Below are 16,103 nucleotides of genomic sequence, written 5' to 3'. Positions count from 1 at the left end.
CCGAGCAGGTCCGCTATATTGGGGCGGGCGCGCAGGTTTCCCGGTTGACCGCCCGTGCTCACCCTGCCGTGCCCGTACTGCCAAAGCCGCCCGCGCCACGGGTGGTTTCATCAAGCTCGGCATATTCCACCCACTCGCCACGCATCACGGGGGCGAGCACGCCCTGGGCGATGCGCATGCCACGCTCGACCACGAAGGGCGCATCGCCTGCATTCATCACGATAATGCCGATCTCGCCGCGATAATCCTCATCAATCGTGCCCGGCGCGTTGGGCAGGGTCACGCCATGCTTGAGCGCAAGCCCCGAGCGCGGGCGGATCTGGAGTTCATAGCCACGCGGCAGCGCCACGCACAGCCCCGTGGGCACCAGCGCGCGGCCACCCGGCGCAATGCTCAGCGGTTCGGTCACGGCAGCGAGCAGGTCCATGCCAGCAGCCCCTTCAGTGGCATAGGCGGGCAGGGGCAGGTCATGCGCGTGGGCCAGGCGCTTGACCTGAATGGGTAGGGGGGAAAGGCTCATGAAGTGTGTCCGTCAACATGCGGGGAGTTGAAAAAGGCGGCGATGCGGGCGACGAGGCGCTGCGCCACCTGCGTCTTGTCCAGCCGGGGCCAGTGTTCGCAACCCGTGGCATCGATCAGGTCGATCTCGTTTTCAGCGCCGCCCATGATGCCGCTTTCAGGGCTGACATCATTGGCCACGATCCAGTCGCAGCCCTTGCGCAGGCGCTTGGCGGTGGCGTGTTCGACCACACGTTCCGTCTCGGCGGCAAAGCCCACCACCAGTTCTGGCCGCGTGGGAGAGGGCTGGCTCAGCGTGGCCAGAATGTCGGGGTTGGGCACAAGGCGCAGTTCGGGAGGGGGCTGGCCTGCAGCTTTCTTGATCTTCTGCGGGGTTTCATCCACATGCCAGTCCGCCACGGCAGCGGCGCAGACGGCAATGTCGCACGGCAGGGCCTGCCCGCACGCCGCCAGCATGGCGCGTGCCGTCTCGACGCGCATGGTGCGCACGCCCGGCGGGTCGGGCAGGGTGGTTGGGCCGCTGACCAGGGTCACGTCGGCCCCGGCCGCCGCCAGCGCGCGCGCAATGGCATAGCCCTGCGTGCCCGATGAGCGGTTGGCCAGATAGCGCACCGGGTCGATCGGCTCATGGGTGGGGCCTGCGGTGACCAGCGCGCGGCGGCCTGCAAGCGGCTGCGCGCCCTCCAGCCGGGCCATGATGGCGGCAAGGATGGAGGAGGGCTCGGCCAGTCGCCCCGGCCCGTGCTCGTTGCATGCCATGAGGCCGGTTTCGGGGCCGACAAATTCCACGCCACGCGCCGCAAGGGTCGCGATGTTGGCCTGTGTCGCGGGGTGCTGCCACATCCGCACGTTCATGGCGGGCGCGGCCAGCACCGGCGCATCAGTGGCCAGCAGCACGGTGGTGGCGAGGTCATCGGCCAGACCCGCGCTCATGCGGGCCAGAATATCGGCAGTGGCGGGGCAGACCACGATCAGGTCGCTGCTGCGCGATAGCGCAATATGGCCCATCTCGCTTTCATCGGTCAGGGAGAACAGGTCGCTGAACACGCGCTCGCCACTCAGGGCCTGAAGCGAAAGGGGTGTTACGAATCGGGCGCCGCCTTCGGTCAGCACCGTGCGCACGCGGATGTCGTGTTCCCTGAGCCTGCGGATGAGCTCGAGCGCCTTGTAGGCGGCGATTCCCCCACACACCACCAGCAGGACAGAACGGTCTGTCCGTGCCACTCCTAGATCTTCCAGCCGGAATGGATGGCCGCGATCCCGCCCGAGAGGTTCTGGTAGGACACGCGCTCAAGCCCCGCCTCACGCATCATGTCAGCCAGCGTTTCCTGATCGGGGAACATGCGGATGCTCTCGGCGAGGTACTGGTAGCTCTCGCGGTCGCCCGCGATGGCTGCGCCCATGCGCGGCAGCACGTGGAAGGACCAGGCATCATATACGGGCGCGAAGGCCGCGACCTGCACGCGTGAGAACTCAAGGCACAGGAACCGCCCGCCCGGCCGCAGGATGCGATGCGCCTCGCGCAGCACCTGCAGCTTGTCGGTGCAGTTGCGCAGGCCGAAGGCGATGGAGACACGGTCCACGGAATTGTCGGCCAGCGGAATGGCCTCGGCATCGACGGCCATGAAGTTCAGGCCCGATACCAGCCCGCGCTCCATGGCGCGGTTGCGGCCCACCGTGAGCATGCTCACATTGATGTCGGACAGGATGGCAGGCCCGCCGCCACCGCGCAGCCAGCCGAACGAGATATCGCCCGTGCCGCCTGCCAGGTCGAGCAGCGACAGGTCGGGGTGGGGGGCGAGTTCGTTGACGAAAATCTTTTTCCACGCGCGGTGAATGCCCAGCGACATCACGTCATTCATGACGTCGTATTTGGAGGCCACGCTGTCAAAGACTTCGCGCACCATGGATTTCTTCTCGCGCAATGGCACATCGCGGAAGCCGAAATCGGTGGTATCCGCATGGCGGTCATCGGGACGGCCGGCGGAAGGGGAGGGATGGTATGGCTGGCTATTGTCGGTCATGATGCACAGGTATAACCCCAGATGAGGCCATGCCGGAACTCCCTGAAGTTGAAACTGTGATGCGCGGGATGCGAGTGCATCTTGAAGGTCACACTATTTCTAGCGCCAGCACGCACCATACGGGGCTGCGCTGGCCGTTTCCCCCCGGTCTGGCCCAGGCGCTGGAAGGCCGGCGGATCAATGGATTCGCCCGGCGGGGGAAATATATCCTCATCACCCTTTCGGGCGGGATGGTGGTCGTGCTGCATCTGGGCATGTCCGGGCGCGTGCTGCTCTCGCGGCCTACGGAAGCCGAGCGTGCGGCGCCGCCCGCCCTGCACGAGCATCTGGTGATCGAAACCGGGGAAGGGGCCCGTTGCGGGCTGGTGGACCCGCGCCGCTTCGGCATGGTTGACCTGGTGCCGGCGGCGGGCGTGGAAGGTCACCGCCTGCTGGCGGGCATGGGCCCCGAGCCGCTGGGCAACCGCTTTGATGGCCCGTGGCTGGCGGCAAAGGGGCGCGGGCGGCGCACGAGCATCAAGGCGCTGCTGCTGGACCAGCGCGTGGTGGCGGGGCTTGGCAATATTTATGTGTCCGAGGCGCTGTTCCGCGCGCGCATCCACCCCGCGCGGGCCGCAGGCGAGATCAGTGCCGCGGAATATGATGAACTGGCCACCGAGGTCCGCGCCGTGCTGGAGGAAGCGATTGCCGCAGGCGGCTCAAGCCTGCGTGATTATGTGCAACCCGATGGGGAACTCGGCTATTTCCAGCATGCATGGCGCGTCTATGGGCGCGAGGGGCTGGGATGCCCCGATTGCCCCGGCCCGCCTGCGTGCGATGGGGTGGAACGCATCACCCAGTCGGGGCGTTCAAGCTTCTTCTGCCCCCGATTGCAGGAGGCATGAGACGATTTAGGCAAAGACTTGTCTTGACGAATACGGTCAGGGTGGACTAGATCGCCAGCCTGATATGGGATGTCCGCACGATCGGGTGGCGGACCGCCGTAACCTGATTTATGCAGATGAACTGAGAGCAATGGCCAATACAGCATCCGCGCGCAAGCGCATCCGTCAGAACGAACGCCGCAACGCCCGCAACACCGCGCGCCTTTCCCGCGTGCGCACCTTCGTGAAGAAGGTTGAAACCGCGATCGCCACCGGCAAGAAGGACGACGCCGTGGTTGCCCTGCGTGAGGCACAGCCCGAAATGCAGCGCGCCGTTGGCAAGGGCGTCCTTCACGCCAACACGGTTGCCCGTCGTCTTTCCCGCCTGTCCGCCCGTATCAAGTCCATCGCTGCTGCGTAAGATACGGCTGGTTTCTTTCATCTGAAAGAAGGCTGGAAGTAATAAAGGAGGTCGTTCGCTGCCATTATTGGCGGCGGCGGCCTTTTTTTATTATTCGCATCTTGCGGGTGTGAACGGGTTTTGGCGGAACCGGGGCAGATTCCCGTTGCTTCGCCCGATTCCGTGCTCTAAATTATGGGGATAATTCCAGCGTCATCGGTGGTCCTGGCCGATAGGGTCGGGCTGTGGGTCGTGCCGATGGCACGGCTTGTGGCCTGTCCTGTAGGCAAGGGGCCGGTGGCGCGGGGTGGTGGAATGGAGCGGGGTTACGGCAGGGACATGCGCGCGGGCGGTGTCCTTTTCGTGCCCCATGTGGCGGGGAGCAGATATGACGGGCGGACTGGAAGGCTACGACGCGGTTGCGGAAGCCAACGCGCAGAAAAGTGTGCTCGCCATCCACTGGTCGCGCATCTGCGAACGGCTGAAGGCCGAGGTGGGTGAGGTCGAATACCGCACCTGGCTGCGCCAGATCACGGTTGGCCCGGTGGAGGAGGACGAGATCACCCTCTACCTGCCCACGCGCTTCCTGCGCGACTGGGTGCGCGGGCAGTACGGCGACCGGCTCGGCGCGCTGTGGCATGCCGAAGTGCCCGCCATCCGCCGGGTGGAACTGCAGGTAGCCCGCCCCACTGCCCAGCCTGCCCCCGGTGCCGATGCGCAGGAGGCCGTCCCGGCCCCGGCTGCGGCCGCTCCGAACGAACCTGCAGCGCCCGCGGTTGCCCCCGCGGCGACTGAAAGCCCGCGCCAGGCCGAGGTGCGCAGTGACCTCGCCGCCCCGCTTGAGCCGCGCTTTACGTTTGATACCTTCATCGTGGGCAAACCCAACGAGTTTGCCTATGCCTGCGCCCGCCGCGTGGCCGAGCGCCCGTCCAGCCCCGGTTTCAACCCCCTGTTCCTGTATGGCGGCGTGGGTCTGGGCAAGACCCATCTCATGCACGCCATCGGCGCGGAACTGCTGCGTGGCGGCAAGGTCTCGGTGGCCTATATGTCGGCCGAGAAGTTCATGTACCGCTTCATCGGGGCCATCCGCTCGCAGTCCACGCTCGAGTTCAAGGACCAGTTGCGCTCGGTTGACGTGCTGATGATCGATGACCTGCAGTTCCTCATCGGCAAGGACAACACGCAGGACGAATTCTTCCACACCTTCAACGCGCTGGTTGACGCCGGGCGGCAGATCGTGGTCTCGGCCGACAAGTCGCCCTCCGACCTGTCGGGGCTTGAAGACCGGCTGCGCACCCGCCTTGGCTGCGGCATGGTGGCCGATATCCATGCCACCACGTTTGAACTGCGCATCTCGATCCTTGAGGCCAAGGCCGCGGCCTCTGGCGTTGTGGTGCCGGCCAAGGTGCTGGAATTCCTTGCGCACAAGATTACGTCGAACGTGCGCGAGCTTGAGGGCGCGCTCAACCGCCTGATCGCGCATGCCAACCTGTTTGGCCGCCCTGTCACGCTGGAAGCAACGCAGGACGTGCTGCACGACATCCTCAAGGCGCATGACCGGCGCGTGACCATCGAGGAAATCCAGCGCAAGGTGGCCGAGCACTGGAACACGCGCCTGACCGACATGTTCTCCGCCCGCCGGGGCCGGGCCGTGGCGCGGCCGCGCCAGGTGGCGATGTACCTCGCCAAGCAGCTGACCAGCCGTTCCTACCCCGAGATCGGGCGCAAGTTTGGCAACCGTGACCACACCACCGTCATGTATGGCGTGACCAAGGTGGAGCAGCTCATGGCGCAGGACCCCGCCTTTGCCGAGGACGTGGAACTGCTGCGCCGTATGCTCGAGACCTGACGCATTTCCCGCCTCCGCCCCTTTACCGCTGTTGCTTCAGGCTGCTAGACAGGTCTCCCCCGTTTTGTGCTTTTCCGGGTGCTTCGGGATGTGGAGGATATCGTACCGATGAAGTTGAAGGCTGACCGCGTAACGCTGCTCAAGGCACTGGCCCATATCCAGAGCGTTGCCGAGAAGCGCAATACCATCCCCATCCTGGCCAATGTGCTGATCAATGTCACCGATGGCGCGATGACGCTGACCGCCACCGACATGGAAATTGCCGTGGTCGAGGGCATGGCGGCGGAAACGCTGCGTGATGGTGCGGTCACGGCGCCGGCTGCCGTGCTGTACGAAATCGTGCGCAAGCTGCCCGATGGCGCGCAGGTCGAGTTCGACCATGCCGGGGGTGATGCGCCGCTGGGCCTGCGGGCGGGGCGTTTTGCCACCAGCCTCAACGTGCTCGACGTGGATGACTTCCCCTCCATGATGGCTGGCAGCCTGCCACATGAATTCAGCATTCCGGCCCAGGTGCTGCGTGGCCTGATCGACCGCACGCGCTTCGCCATCTCCACCGAGGAGACGCGCTACTACCTCAACGGCATTTTCCTGCATGTAGCCGAAGGCGAGTCCGGGCCGGTGCTGCGCGCGGTGGCGACCGATGGCCACCGCCTTGCGCGTGTCGAGACCGAACTGCCGCCGGGCAGCGAGGGCATGCCCGGCGTGATCGTGCCGCGCAAGACCGTGGGTGAACTGCGCAAGCTGCTTGATGAAGGGCCGGAGCAGGTTGACGTCGCCCTGTCCGATACCCGCATCCAGTTCACCATCGGCAACATCACGCTCACGTCCAAGCTGATTGATGGCACGTTCCCTGAATATGAGCGGGTGATTCCGCACGGCAATGACCGCATCCTGCGCGTGGGTAAGAAGATCTTCTCCGATGCGGTGGCCCGCGTCGCGGCCATCAGCCAGGAGCGTTCGCGCCCGGTCAAGCTGAGCATGGCCCATAACCTGCTCACCCTGTCCGCCGCCAGCCAGGATCAGGGCTCGGCCACTGAAGAACTTGATGAGAACCACGTGTCCTATGACGCGCCGCCCATCGAGATCGGCTTTCAGGCCCGTTACCTGAACGACATTACCGATCAGGTGGAAAAGGAAGTGGAATTCGCATTTTCCGACAGTTCCGCCCCGACCATCGTGCGCGATGTGGACAGCCCCTCGGCGCTGTACGTGCTGATGCCCATGCGCGTTTGAGCGCACCTCTCATTACGGCAGCATGGCCTGTATAACCCGGCTGACGCTGACGGATTTCCGGAACTACCGCCGCCTGTCATGGCAGCCGGCGCAGCCGGTTACGGTCATTACCGGGCCGAATGGCAGCGGCAAGACCAATCTGCTTGAGGCCGTGTCGCTGCTCGTTCCCGGTCGTGGCCTGCGCGGCGCGCGCATGGATGAACTGCCCCGGCATGGCGCGAGCCTGTGGGGGGTTGCAGCACAGGTGGAGGCGATGGACGGGGATGAAGCCCTGTCCGTTCAACTCGCAACAGGGGCAGACCCGTTGCGGCCCGAGCGCCGGGTGTTCCGGGTTGATGGGCAGGTCTTGCGCAACCGCGATGGCGTGGGCGAATACTTCTCGGCCGTATGGATCACGCCGCAGATGGACCGGCTGTTCCAGGAAGGGGCAGGCGGGCGGCGGCGCTTTCTCGACCGGCTGGTGCAGGCGCTTGAGCCCGGCCATGCCCGTGAACTCGCAGCCCACGACCGCGCCATGGCCCAGCGCAGCCGCCTGCTGACCCAGCGTAATCCTGATCCCGCCTGGCTTGCCGCCCTTGAGCACACCATGGCCCGCCATGCGGTGGCCACCGTTGCTGCGCGGATGGACATGGTCAGCCGCCTCAATACCGATGAACAGGCACTCGCTGATGGTTTTCCAGCCGCCCGGCTGGAACTGGAATGCGATATTGCCGCCCATCTGGCCACCCAGCCAGCCCTTGCGGTGGAGGACTGGCTGGCCGGGCAGATCGCGGGCACGCGCGGCATTGACCGCCAGCGCGGCGGCAGCCGATTTGGCGCGCACCGCACCGGGCTTGCGCTGGCTGATAGGGTGAGTGGGCGCGCGGCCGCCCTGTCCAGCACGGGCCAGCAGAAGGCGCTGCTGCTGGGCATCGTGCTGTCACATGCGCGCATCCTTGCCGCGTGCCGGGGGCAGGTGCCCATGCTTCTGCTCGATGAGCCGCTGGTGCATCTGGATGAAGCCCGCAGGCAGGCCCTGTTCCGCGCCGTGGGCCGCATGCGCACGGGCGTGTTCCTGACCGGAACGGACGCCGAACAGTTCGCGCCCCTGCGTGGCCGTGCCGCATTCGAGACACCAGGCGCGGGTAATCTTGCCCATGAGGCCTGATTTGCGTGGGGAATGCTGGTTACGCCGGGCGGTTGGGGCTATAATGCATTCTGATATTTTGTTGTTATCCGCTGTGGAGCATCTGCCGGCATGTCCGATCAATCCAGTCCCGATCAGAAACACGATGCCGAGGCCAAGGGCACTGTAGCGCCCGCGCCTGATTATGATGAGGCATCCATCTCGGTGCTGCGGGGGCTGGATGCGGTGCGTAAGCGCCCCGGCATGTATATTGGCGATACCGACGATGGCTCGGGCCTGCACCACATGGCCTTCGAAATCATTGATAACGCGGTGGATGAGGCGCAGGCCGGTTTCGCCACCGGCTGCGTCGTCACCCTCAATGGCGATGGCAGCGTGACCGTGCGCGATGACGGGCGCGGCATCCCCACCGGCATGCACCATGAGGAAGGGGTGAGTGCGGCGGAAGTCGTGCTGACCAAGCTGCATGCGGGCGGCAAGTTCAACCAGAATTCCTACAAGGTCTCCGGTGGGCTGCATGGCGTGGGTGCCGCGGTGGTCAATGCCCTGTCCGAGTGGATGGAAGTGCGCATCTGGCGCGATGGCAAGGAGCATGTCATCCGCTTTCAGGGCGGCGAGCGTGACGAGGCGCTGCGCGTGGTGGGTGAAAGCAGCGAGCCGCGCGGCACGCAGGTCACCTTCAAGCCCAGTGCCGAGACCTTTGCCAAGGTGGAGTTCGAATTCCCGATTCTCGAGCGCCGCCTGCGCGAACTTGCCTTCCTCAATTCCGGGCTCAGGATCGTGCTGCGCGATGAGCGGCATGAACCCGCGCGGGAGGAAAAATTCTATTACGAGGGTGGCCTGTGCGCCTTTGTGGAATGGCTCGATCAGGGCAAGACCGCCATCGTCAACCCGCCCATTACCGGCAGCCTCCAGAACGAGGAAAACGGCATCAAGGTCGAGTTCGCGCTGACATGGAACGACAGCTTCCATGAAACCATGCTCTGCTTCACCAACAACATTCCGCAGCGCGATGGCGGCTCGCATCTTGCGGGCTTCCGCCAGGCGCTGACCCGCGTGGTGGGCCGCTATGCCGAGGCCAACGCCACCAAAAAGGAAAGCCATGCCCTGAACGGCGAGGACATGCGCGAGGGCCTGACCGCCGTGCTCTCGGTCAAGGTGCCTGACCCCAAATTCTCATCGCAGACCAAGGACAAGCTGGTCTCGTCTGAAGTGCAGCCGGTGGTGCATGCCGCTGCTGCCGACATGATTTCCCACTGGTTCGAGACCCACCCCAAGGAAGCCCGCCACATCGTGGCCAAGGTGATGGATGCCGCAGCCGCGCGTGAGGCGGCGCGGCGCGCGCGTGAACTCACCCGGCGCAAGGGCGTGCTTGATATTTCCTCGCTGCCCGGCAAGCTCGCGGATTGCCAGGAGCGCGACCCGGCCAAGTCCGAACTGTTCATCGTCGAGGGTGACTCGGCAGGTGGCACGGCCAAGCAGGGGCGCGACCGGCGCTTTCAGGCGATCCTGCCGCTCAAGGGCAAGATCCTGAACGTGGAGCGCGCGCGCTTTGACCGCATGCTCGGCTCGGCTGAAATCGGCACGCTGATCACGGCGCTCGGCACCGGCATCGGGCGGGGTGATGTGGAACATGGTGGCTTCTCGATCGAGAAACTGCGCTATCACCGCATTGTCATCATGACCGACGCCGACGTGGATGGCTCGCACATCCGCACGCTGCTGCTGACCTTCTTCTTCCGCCAGATGCCCGAACTGATCGAGAACGGGTACCTCTATATCGCCCAGCCGCCGCTGTACCGCGCCAAGCGCGGCAATGACGAGCGTTACCTCAAGGATGACGCGGCCCTTGAATCCTACCTGCTCGACAAGGCGCTGGCCAATGCCGCGCTGCATTATGCCGATGGGCGCGAGGTGCAGGGCGAGGCCATGCGGACGGACGTGCACTTCATCCGTGACGTAACACGCGCGCTCTCGCGCCTGTCGGCCCGCGTGCCGGTATGGATTCTGGAGCAGGCGGCCATTGCGGGCGTGCTGCGCCCGGACCTGAACACGGTGCCAGAGCGCGTTGTGGACCTGCAGGCGCGGCTTGATGCCATTTCGCCGCCCACCGAGCGTGGGTGGAAGGTGGCCGCAGGCGAAAGCGGGCTGGAAATGGCGCGCAGCGTGCGCGGCGTGGGCGAGGTCTATCGCCTTGAAGCCACCACCCTGCGCAGCGCGGAAGTGCGCTGGCTGGCCGAGCGCCATGAGCGGCTGGTGAAGGATTTTGCCGGACCTGTCAGCCTTGTGCTCGATGGCACGCCGCACCCCTTCCACGGCCCGGCCTCGCTGTACGAGCGGATTCTGGCGCAGGGCCGCAAGGGCCTGTCGATCAACCGCTTCAAGGGCCTGGGCGAGATGAATGACGAACAGTTGTGGGAAACCACGCTCGACCCCGCCATGCGCACGCTGCTTCAGGTCAAGGTAGGTGACATTGAAAACGCGGCGCAGGTCTTCTCCACCCTGATGGGCGATGTGGTTGAACCGCGCCGTGACTTCATCGTGGGCAATGCGCTCAAGGTCGCCAATCTCGACGTGTGATCGGGCTCAGGCAGGCACCAGTTCGCCTGCCAGATGCGGCACTTCGGTTATGGAATCGGCGCCCACCGTGGCCCCGGCTTCCATTTCCGGCCGCCCGTAACCCCAACGGGCGAACAGGACGGGCACATGCGCGCCCAGGGCGCAGGCCACGTCATTATGGTGGTCGCCGGTCATGATGGCGCGGGCCGGGGTGCCCCCTGCCTGTTCAATGGTGCCCAGCAGGTGGCGTGGGTCGGGCTTGCGCACGCCAAAGCTGTCGCCCCCGCCCACAGTGACAAACCATTTTTCCAGATCCATGACCTTGAGGATATGCCGCGCCGCCACCACGGGCTTGTTGGTGCACACCGCCATGTGCCAGCCGGCCTCGTGCAAGGCCGTCAGTGCCGCGACCGTGCCGGGAAAAGGGCGGGAGCGGTCGGTTGAATGCGGGGTGTAACGGGCCATGTAGCGGGCAGTGGCCTCGGGGCGGTCGATGCGGGCTGCGGCAGGACCTGCGTGGTCGAGCAGGCGACTGACCAGCACGGCCACGCCATCGCCAATCATCGGGCGCACCGCCTCGGGTGTTATGCCCGGCAGGCCGTATTGCGACAGCAGCCAGTCGGCACACGCTGCAAGATCGGGCAGGCTGTCGATCAGCGTGCCATCCATATCAAAAACTGCCAGACGGGGAAGGGATGATGTCATCATGAACGCCTTGTGACTGTCTGGCGTTGAGGAAGCCTCACCGTGCAATGTCGTGCAAGTCATAAGAGATTGTCTGAGAACAGGTCATTGATAAAAAAGAAAAGTTTTTGAGCGCTGCCTTTGAAAACTTTATATGATTCCAGGGTATTTCTGGCCTGCCTTTTTTCAAGAAATCTCAGCAGGAATGTCTGTTGGAAAATGATGGATCATAAAATTTTATGTTTTTGATCAGGGTATTATTTTTTCGTGGCAACATCGTAGCACTCAGACATTTGAAGTGATGCGCCCCTGCATGGATAAGGGTTTGACAGGGCAGTCAGGTGCGGAGTACCCGCACACTGCCATGAACACCGACACAGAGACTGCCTCGTCCGCCTCCGCTTCGCCCATGTCGACTGCCGTTATTCTGGCGGCGGGTCGCGGCACGCGCATGAAATCGGAGCGGCCCAAGGTCATGCATCCGCTCGCGGGCCAGCCCATGCTGCGCTACCTCATTGATAACGCAGCCGAAGTGTTTGACCAGATCGTTGTCGTCGCCGGGCCGGGCATGGATGACGTGGCAGCCCTTGCCGCGCCGCACGCGGTGGTGGTGCAGCACGACCGCCTGGGCACGGGCCATGCCGCCCGCCAGGCCGAGGCCGCGTTTGGCACGGGCGATGTCGCGGTGCTGTATGGCGATAACCCGCTGATTACGCCGGGCACCATGCGCGCCCTGCTGGCCCGGCGCCGCAGTGATGACACGGGCCTCGCCCTGCTGGCCATGGAACCGGCTGATCCCGCCCGCTACGGCCGCGTGGTCAAGCGTGACGGGCTGGTGCAGCGGATTGTGGAATGGGCGGATGCTACGCCCGCCGAGCGTGCCATCGGTCTGTGCAACGCGGGCGTGCTGTGCGCCGATGCCGCCGATTTCCGCCGCTGGCTTGGTGAAATTGATAATAAGAACGCGCAGGGCGAATACTATCTGGGCGATGTGGTGGCGCGCGCGGTGGCCGAAGGGCGCAAGGTGCGCGCTGTTGTAGCACCTGAGGATGAACTGCGCGGCATCAATTCCCGCGCCGAACTGGCCCAGGCCGAAGCCTGCGTGCAGGCCCGCCTGCGCCTTGCCGCCATGGCAGGCGGCACGACCCTTGTGGCTCCCGATACCGTGTTCCTGTGCGCCGATACGGTGTTCGAGCCTGATACGGTGGTGCATCCCCATGTGGTGTTCGGGCCGGGCGTGCATGTCAGGCGCGGCACGGAAATTCATGCGTTTTCGCACATTGAGGGGGCAACGGTTGGGCCTGATGCCCAGATCGGCCCCTATGCCCGCCTGCGTCCGGGCACGGATGTGGGGCAGGGCGCGCGCGTGGGCAACTTCGTGGAACTCAAGGCCACCACGCTTGGCGCAGGCGCCAAGGCCAACCACCTGACCTATCTGGGCAATACCACCGTGGGGGCAAAGGCCAATATCGGCGCGGGCACCATTACGTGCAATTATGATGGCGTGTTCAAGCACCGCACGGAAATCGGGGCCGAAAGCTTCATCGGGTCGGATTCGGTGCTTGTCGCCCCCGTGCGGTTGGGTAAAGGGGTGATTACGGCAGCGGGCAGCGTGATTACGCATGACGTACCGGATGATGCCCTGGCCATTGGCCGGGCACGGCAGGCGAACAAGGCGGGTTATGCCAGCGTGTTCCGCCAGCGGCTGAAGAACAGGAAGGAACAGGGCTGATGTGTGGCATTGTAGGGGTTGTTGGCAGCAATCAGGCCACGCCGGTCATTCTCGATGCCCTGCGGCGGCTGGAATATCGCGGCTATGATTCCGCTGGCATCGCAACGCTTGAGCATGGCCATGTCGAGCGCCGCCGGGCTGCGGGCAAGCTCGACCACCTTGCCACGCTGCTCGCGCGCCTGCCGCTGCCGGGTGTGACCGGCATCGGCCATACGCGCTGGGCCACCCATGGCGCGCCGACCGAGAACAACGCCCACCCGCATGGCACGGAACGCGTGTCGGTGGTGCATAACGGCATTATCGAGAACTTCGAGGAACTGCGCCGCGAGCTTGAGGCCGCAGGCCAGGTCTTCTCGACCGATACCGATAGCGAGACCATTGCCCAACTGGTCGACTATCACCTCCAGCGCGGCCTTTCCACGCGTGAGGCCGCGCATGAATGCCTCAGGCGGCTGGAAGGGGCCTATGCGCTGGCCATGATCTTCGCGGGTCATGACGGCATGGTCATCGGCGCGCGGCATGGCGCGCCGCTGGTGGTGGGCTTTGGCGATAACGAGATGTTCCTCGGCTCCGACAGCCTGGCCCTCGCTCCGCTCACCCGCCGCATCGCCTATCTCGATGATGGCGACTGGACGGTCATCACCCCCGCTGGCGCCGCGTTTTTTGACATGGCGGGCAACCCGGTCGAGCGTCCGGTCAAGATGACGGCGCTGATCGCGGCCTCGGTGGGCAAGGATGGCTACCGCCATTACATGGAGAAAGAGCTGCACGAGCACCCGGTGGTGATCGGCCAGACGCTCCAGCGTCTGATCGACCCCGCTACCCGCCGCGTGGTGATGCCCGACCTGCCGTTTGACCTGGCCAGCATTCCCCGCGCCGTGATCACCGCCTGCGGCTCGGCCTTCTACGCGGGCATGATCGGGCGTTACTGGATCGAGCAGTATGCCCGCCTGCCGGTCGATATCGACGTGGCGAGCGAGATGCGCTACCGCAACCCGCCGCTGGCCCATGGCGGGCTGGGGCTGCTGATCTCGCAATCGGGCGAGACGGCGGATACGCTGGCCGCCCTGCGCGGCATGCGGGCTGTAGGGCAGCATATCGTCTCGGTGCTCAATGTGGAGCAGAGCACCATGGCGCGTGAAAGCGATGCCGTGCTGGGCACCGTGGCAGGCCCCGAAATTTCGGTGGCCAGCACCAAGGCGTTTACCGCCCAGCTTTCGGTGCTGGCGTGCCTGACCATCGCTTTTGCCCGCGCGCGCGGCACGATTGACGCCGCGCAGGAAGAACGCATGGTCACCAACCTGCTTGACCTGCCGAGCAAGGCGACCGAGGTGTTCGAGCGCCATGACGAGATCCGCCGCATGGCCGCCATCGTGGCGGGCGCGCGCGATGTGCTTTATCTGGGGCGGGGCGCCATGTTCCCCGTAGCGCTCGAAGGGGCGCTCAAGCTCAAGGAAATCACCTACATCCACGCCGAGGCCTATGCCGCGGGCGAGATGAAGCATGGCCCCATATCGCTGATCGACAGCACCGTGCCGGTCGTGGCCACCGTGCCGTCGGGGCCGCTGTTTGAAAAGACGCTGTCCAACCTGCAGGAAGCCAAGGCCCGTGGCGGCCGCCTGCTGGTGTTTACCGACATGGCGGGCGCGCCCCGCCTGCGCGAGATCGCGGAATGCGTGGTGGCGATCCCGACGGTGGATGAGTTCGTCGCCCCCATCCTGCAGACCATTCCGGTGCAGATCCTGGCCTATGAGGTGGCCCTGATCAAAGGCACGGATGTCGACCAGCCGCGCAATCTGGCCAAATCCGTTACTGTTGAATAGACACGCGCAGGCACGCTGGCACACTCGCCGCCAGCAGGACTGAAACAGCACAGGGGCACGGCAGGCACATGACAGCACCAACGGCATTTCCCCACGGGTCGGGTCCGCGCGTTCTGGTGCGGGGTGCCGGGGTTTCGGGGCTGACGGCGGCGGTAACGCTTGCCGAGCGCGGCGCGCGGGTGGTGGTGCACGAATGTGGCCCGCGCGTGGGCTGGGGTGCCTCATGGAAGGCAGGCGGCATGCTGGCCCCATGGTGCGAGGCCGAATCCGCCACACCGGAGGTCACCGCCCAGTCCCTCGCCTCGCTCGACTGGTGGGATGCGCACGTGCCCGGCGTGGACCGCAATGGCACGCTGGTGCTGGCCCCTGCGCGTGACGTGCGCGAGGTCATGCGCTTTGGCCGCCGCACCTCGCATTACGAGACCATTGGCGAGGCCGAGATCACGCAGCTTGAGCCGGATCTGGCCGATCGCTTCTCGCGCGCGCTGTTCTTTGCGGGCGAGGGCCACGTCAACCCGCGTGATGCGCTGGTGGCCCTTGCTGGCCGCGTGGCCGGACTTGGCGGCGAAATTCATTTCAACATGCCGGTGGGTGAACAGCCCACGGGCTTTGACTGGGTGGTGGACTGCACCGGCATTGCAGCCCGCGATCAGTTGCCCGACATGCGCGGCGTGCGCGGCGAAATGCTGCTGCTGCGCTGCTCGGACGTAACGCTGTACCGCCCGGTGCGCATGCTGCATCCACGTATCCCCATTTACATCGTGCCCCGGGCCGACCATGTTTACATGGTGGGTGCAACCATGATCGAGAGTGAGAACGCAGGCCCCATGACCCTACGCTCGATGGTGGAGATGCTGGGCGCGGTCTATGCCCTGCACCCTGCTTTTGGTGAGGCCGAGATACTCGAAACCGGCACCGGCCTGCGCCCCTCCTACCCTGACAACATGCCTGCCGTGCACCACAAGGGGCGGCACATCCATATCAACGGCATGTATCGCCACGGCTTCCTGCTCTCGCCCGTGCGGGCCAGGGAGGCGGCCGATATCGTGTTCGGCGCGGCGTGAGCAGCCCCTACAGGAGCGTTCCATGCAGATACTGGTAAATGGCGAACGCCATGACGTGCAGGCCACAAGCCTGAGCGCCCTGCTTGACGAGATGGGCTATGATGCCACGACCCGCATCGCCACGGCGGTGGATGGCTGCTTTGTCGCGGCCACCCGCCGGGCAGGCCTTGCGCTGCATGAGGGCGCGCAGGTGGAAATTCTGGCCCCCATGCAGGGAGGATAACCGC

General features: G+C 65.1%; 14 protein-coding genes. 10 read left to right on the top strand and 4 right to left on the bottom strand.

Translation table 11 applies throughout. From position 1 onward, the window contains the following. Positions 1–58: 58 nt before the first annotated feature. The 3 genes from dut to R5N89_RS09395 are packed head-to-tail and all read right to left on the bottom strand — an operon-like array spanning position 59 to position 2,543. Positions 59–520, bottom strand: a complete 462-nt coding sequence (gene dut / locus R5N89_RS09405; RefSeq protein WP_110569104.1) for a dUTP diphosphatase — start codon at positions 518–520, stop codon at positions 59–61. Next, positions 517–1,743 carry a bifunctional phosphopantothenoylcysteine decarboxylase/phosphopantothenate--cysteine ligase CoaBC gene (gene coaBC / locus R5N89_RS09400; protein ID WP_110569103.1) on the bottom strand — a complete coding sequence of 409 codons (1,227 nt, stop codon included), beginning with the start codon at positions 1,741–1,743 and terminating at the stop codon, positions 517–519. The genes dut and coaBC overlap by 4 nt, the downstream gene beginning before the upstream one ends. 2 nt (positions 1,744–1,745) lie before the next feature. After that, positions 1,746–2,543, bottom strand: coding sequence for a class I SAM-dependent methyltransferase (locus R5N89_RS09395; protein ID WP_110569102.1), 798 nt, complete (start codon positions 2,541–2,543; stop codon positions 1,746–1,748). A 29-nt stretch (positions 2,544–2,572) separates the two neighbouring features. Here R5N89_RS09395 and mutM point away from each other — a divergent pair, with 29 nt between their 5' ends. From mutM to gyrB, 6 genes are all read left to right on the top strand, one after another. Next, entirely contained in the window at positions 2,573–3,427 is an 855-nt protein-coding gene (gene mutM, locus R5N89_RS09390; protein ID WP_110569101.1) for a bifunctional DNA-formamidopyrimidine glycosylase/DNA-(apurinic or apyrimidinic site) lyase, read from the top strand. Between the two features lie 130 nt (positions 3,428–3,557). Continuing rightward, positions 3,558–3,827 carry a 30S ribosomal protein S20 gene (rpsT, locus tag R5N89_RS09385; RefSeq protein ID WP_110569100.1) on the top strand — a complete coding sequence of 90 codons (270 nt, stop codon included), beginning with the start codon at positions 3,558–3,560 and terminating at the stop codon, positions 3,825–3,827. Between the two features lie 367 nt (positions 3,828–4,194). Then, on the top strand, positions 4,195–5,655 hold the full coding sequence (gene dnaA / locus R5N89_RS09380) for a chromosomal replication initiator protein DnaA (RefSeq protein WP_110569099.1): 1,461 nt from the start codon (positions 4,195–4,197) through the stop codon (positions 5,653–5,655). Positions 5,656–5,763: 108 nt separating this feature from the next. Continuing rightward, complete coding sequence (gene dnaN / locus R5N89_RS09375) at positions 5,764–6,888, top strand: DNA polymerase III subunit beta (RefSeq protein WP_110569167.1); 1,125 nt, start codon at positions 5,764–5,766, stop codon at positions 6,886–6,888. A gap of 22 nt (positions 6,889–6,910) precedes the next feature. Then, positions 6,911–8,035: a DNA replication/repair protein RecF gene (gene recF, locus R5N89_RS09370; RefSeq protein WP_110569098.1), complete on the top strand. Its 1,125-nt coding sequence runs from the start codon at positions 6,911–6,913 to the stop codon at positions 8,033–8,035. A 90-nt stretch (positions 8,036–8,125) separates the two neighbouring features. Beyond that, positions 8,126–10,594 (top strand): DNA topoisomerase (ATP-hydrolyzing) subunit B, encoded by a 2,469-nt coding sequence (gene gyrB / locus R5N89_RS09365; protein ID WP_110569097.1) that lies wholly within the window; start codon positions 8,126–8,128, stop codon positions 10,592–10,594. A 6-nt stretch (positions 10,595–10,600) separates the two neighbouring features. Here the strand turns inward: gyrB and R5N89_RS09360 are convergent, their stop codons facing one another. Beyond that, positions 10,601–11,281: an HAD hydrolase-like protein gene (locus R5N89_RS09360; protein WP_110569096.1), complete on the bottom strand. Its 681-nt coding sequence runs from the start codon at positions 11,279–11,281 to the stop codon at positions 10,601–10,603. A gap of 340 nt (positions 11,282–11,621) precedes the next feature. Here R5N89_RS09360 and glmU point away from each other — a divergent pair, with 340 nt between their 5' ends. From glmU to thiS, 4 genes are all read left to right on the top strand, one after another. Continuing rightward, positions 11,622–12,989, top strand: a complete 1,368-nt coding sequence (gene glmU / locus R5N89_RS09355) for a bifunctional UDP-N-acetylglucosamine diphosphorylase/glucosamine-1-phosphate N-acetyltransferase GlmU (protein WP_110569095.1) — start codon at positions 11,622–11,624, stop codon at positions 12,987–12,989. Further along, positions 12,989–14,812 (top strand): glutamine--fructose-6-phosphate transaminase (isomerizing), encoded by a 1,824-nt coding sequence (gene glmS / locus R5N89_RS09350; protein ID WP_110569094.1) that lies wholly within the window; start codon positions 12,989–12,991, stop codon positions 14,810–14,812. The genes glmU and glmS overlap by 1 nt, the downstream gene beginning before the upstream one ends. Positions 14,813–14,880: 68 nt before the next feature. After that, the gene (gene thiO, locus R5N89_RS09345; RefSeq protein ID WP_110569093.1) at positions 14,881–15,876 is read left to right on the top strand and encodes a glycine oxidase ThiO; all 996 of its coding nucleotides are present in this window, start codon (positions 14,881–14,883) and stop codon (positions 15,874–15,876) included. A gap of 22 nt (positions 15,877–15,898) precedes the next feature. Continuing rightward, positions 15,899–16,099 carry a sulfur carrier protein ThiS gene (thiS, locus tag R5N89_RS09340; protein WP_110569092.1) on the top strand — a complete coding sequence of 67 codons (201 nt, stop codon included), beginning with the start codon at positions 15,899–15,901 and terminating at the stop codon, positions 16,097–16,099. Positions 16,100–16,103: the final 4 nt, after the last annotated feature.

The sequence above is a fragment of the Komagataeibacter sucrofermentans DSM 15973 genome (assembly GCF_040581405.1).
GTDB classification, from domain to species: Bacteria; Pseudomonadota; Alphaproteobacteria; order Acetobacterales; family Acetobacteraceae; genus Komagataeibacter; species Komagataeibacter sucrofermentans.
This window is presented reverse-complemented; position numbering and strand designations above follow the sequence as displayed.

Bases quoted from the DNA above. Each gene is read 5' to 3' on its own strand.
- dut (WP_110569104.1), bottom strand. From the start codon at position 520: ATGAGCCTTTCCCCCCTACCCATTCAGGTCAAGCGCCTGGCCCACGCG.
- R5N89_RS09395 (WP_110569102.1), bottom strand. From the start codon at position 2,543: ATGACCGACAATAGCCAGCCATACCATCCCTCCCCTTCCGCCGGCCGT.
- mutM (WP_110569101.1), top strand. From the start codon at position 2,573: ATGCCGGAACTCCCTGAAGTTGAAACTGTGATGCGCGGGATGCGAGTG.
- rpsT (WP_110569100.1), top strand. From the start codon at position 3,558: ATGGCCAATACAGCATCCGCGCGCAAGCGCATCCGTCAGAACGAACGC.
- dnaA (WP_110569099.1), top strand. From the start codon at position 4,195: ATGACGGGCGGACTGGAAGGCTACGACGCGGTTGCGGAAGCCAACGCG.
- dnaN (WP_110569167.1), top strand. From the start codon at position 5,764: ATGAAGTTGAAGGCTGACCGCGTAACGCTGCTCAAGGCACTGGCCCAT.
- recF (WP_110569098.1), top strand. From the start codon at position 6,911: ATGGCCTGTATAACCCGGCTGACGCTGACGGATTTCCGGAACTACCGC.
- gyrB (WP_110569097.1), top strand. From the start codon at position 8,126: ATGTCCGATCAATCCAGTCCCGATCAGAAACACGATGCCGAGGCCAAG.
- R5N89_RS09360 (WP_110569096.1), bottom strand. From the start codon at position 11,281: ATGATGACATCATCCCTTCCCCGTCTGGCAGTTTTTGATATGGATGGC.
- glmU (WP_110569095.1), top strand. From the start codon at position 11,622: ATGAACACCGACACAGAGACTGCCTCGTCCGCCTCCGCTTCGCCCATG.
- glmS (WP_110569094.1), top strand. From the start codon at position 12,989: ATGTGTGGCATTGTAGGGGTTGTTGGCAGCAATCAGGCCACGCCGGTC.
- thiO (WP_110569093.1), top strand. From the start codon at position 14,881: ATGACAGCACCAACGGCATTTCCCCACGGGTCGGGTCCGCGCGTTCTG.
- thiS (WP_110569092.1), top strand. From the start codon at position 15,899: ATGCAGATACTGGTAAATGGCGAACGCCATGACGTGCAGGCCACAAGC.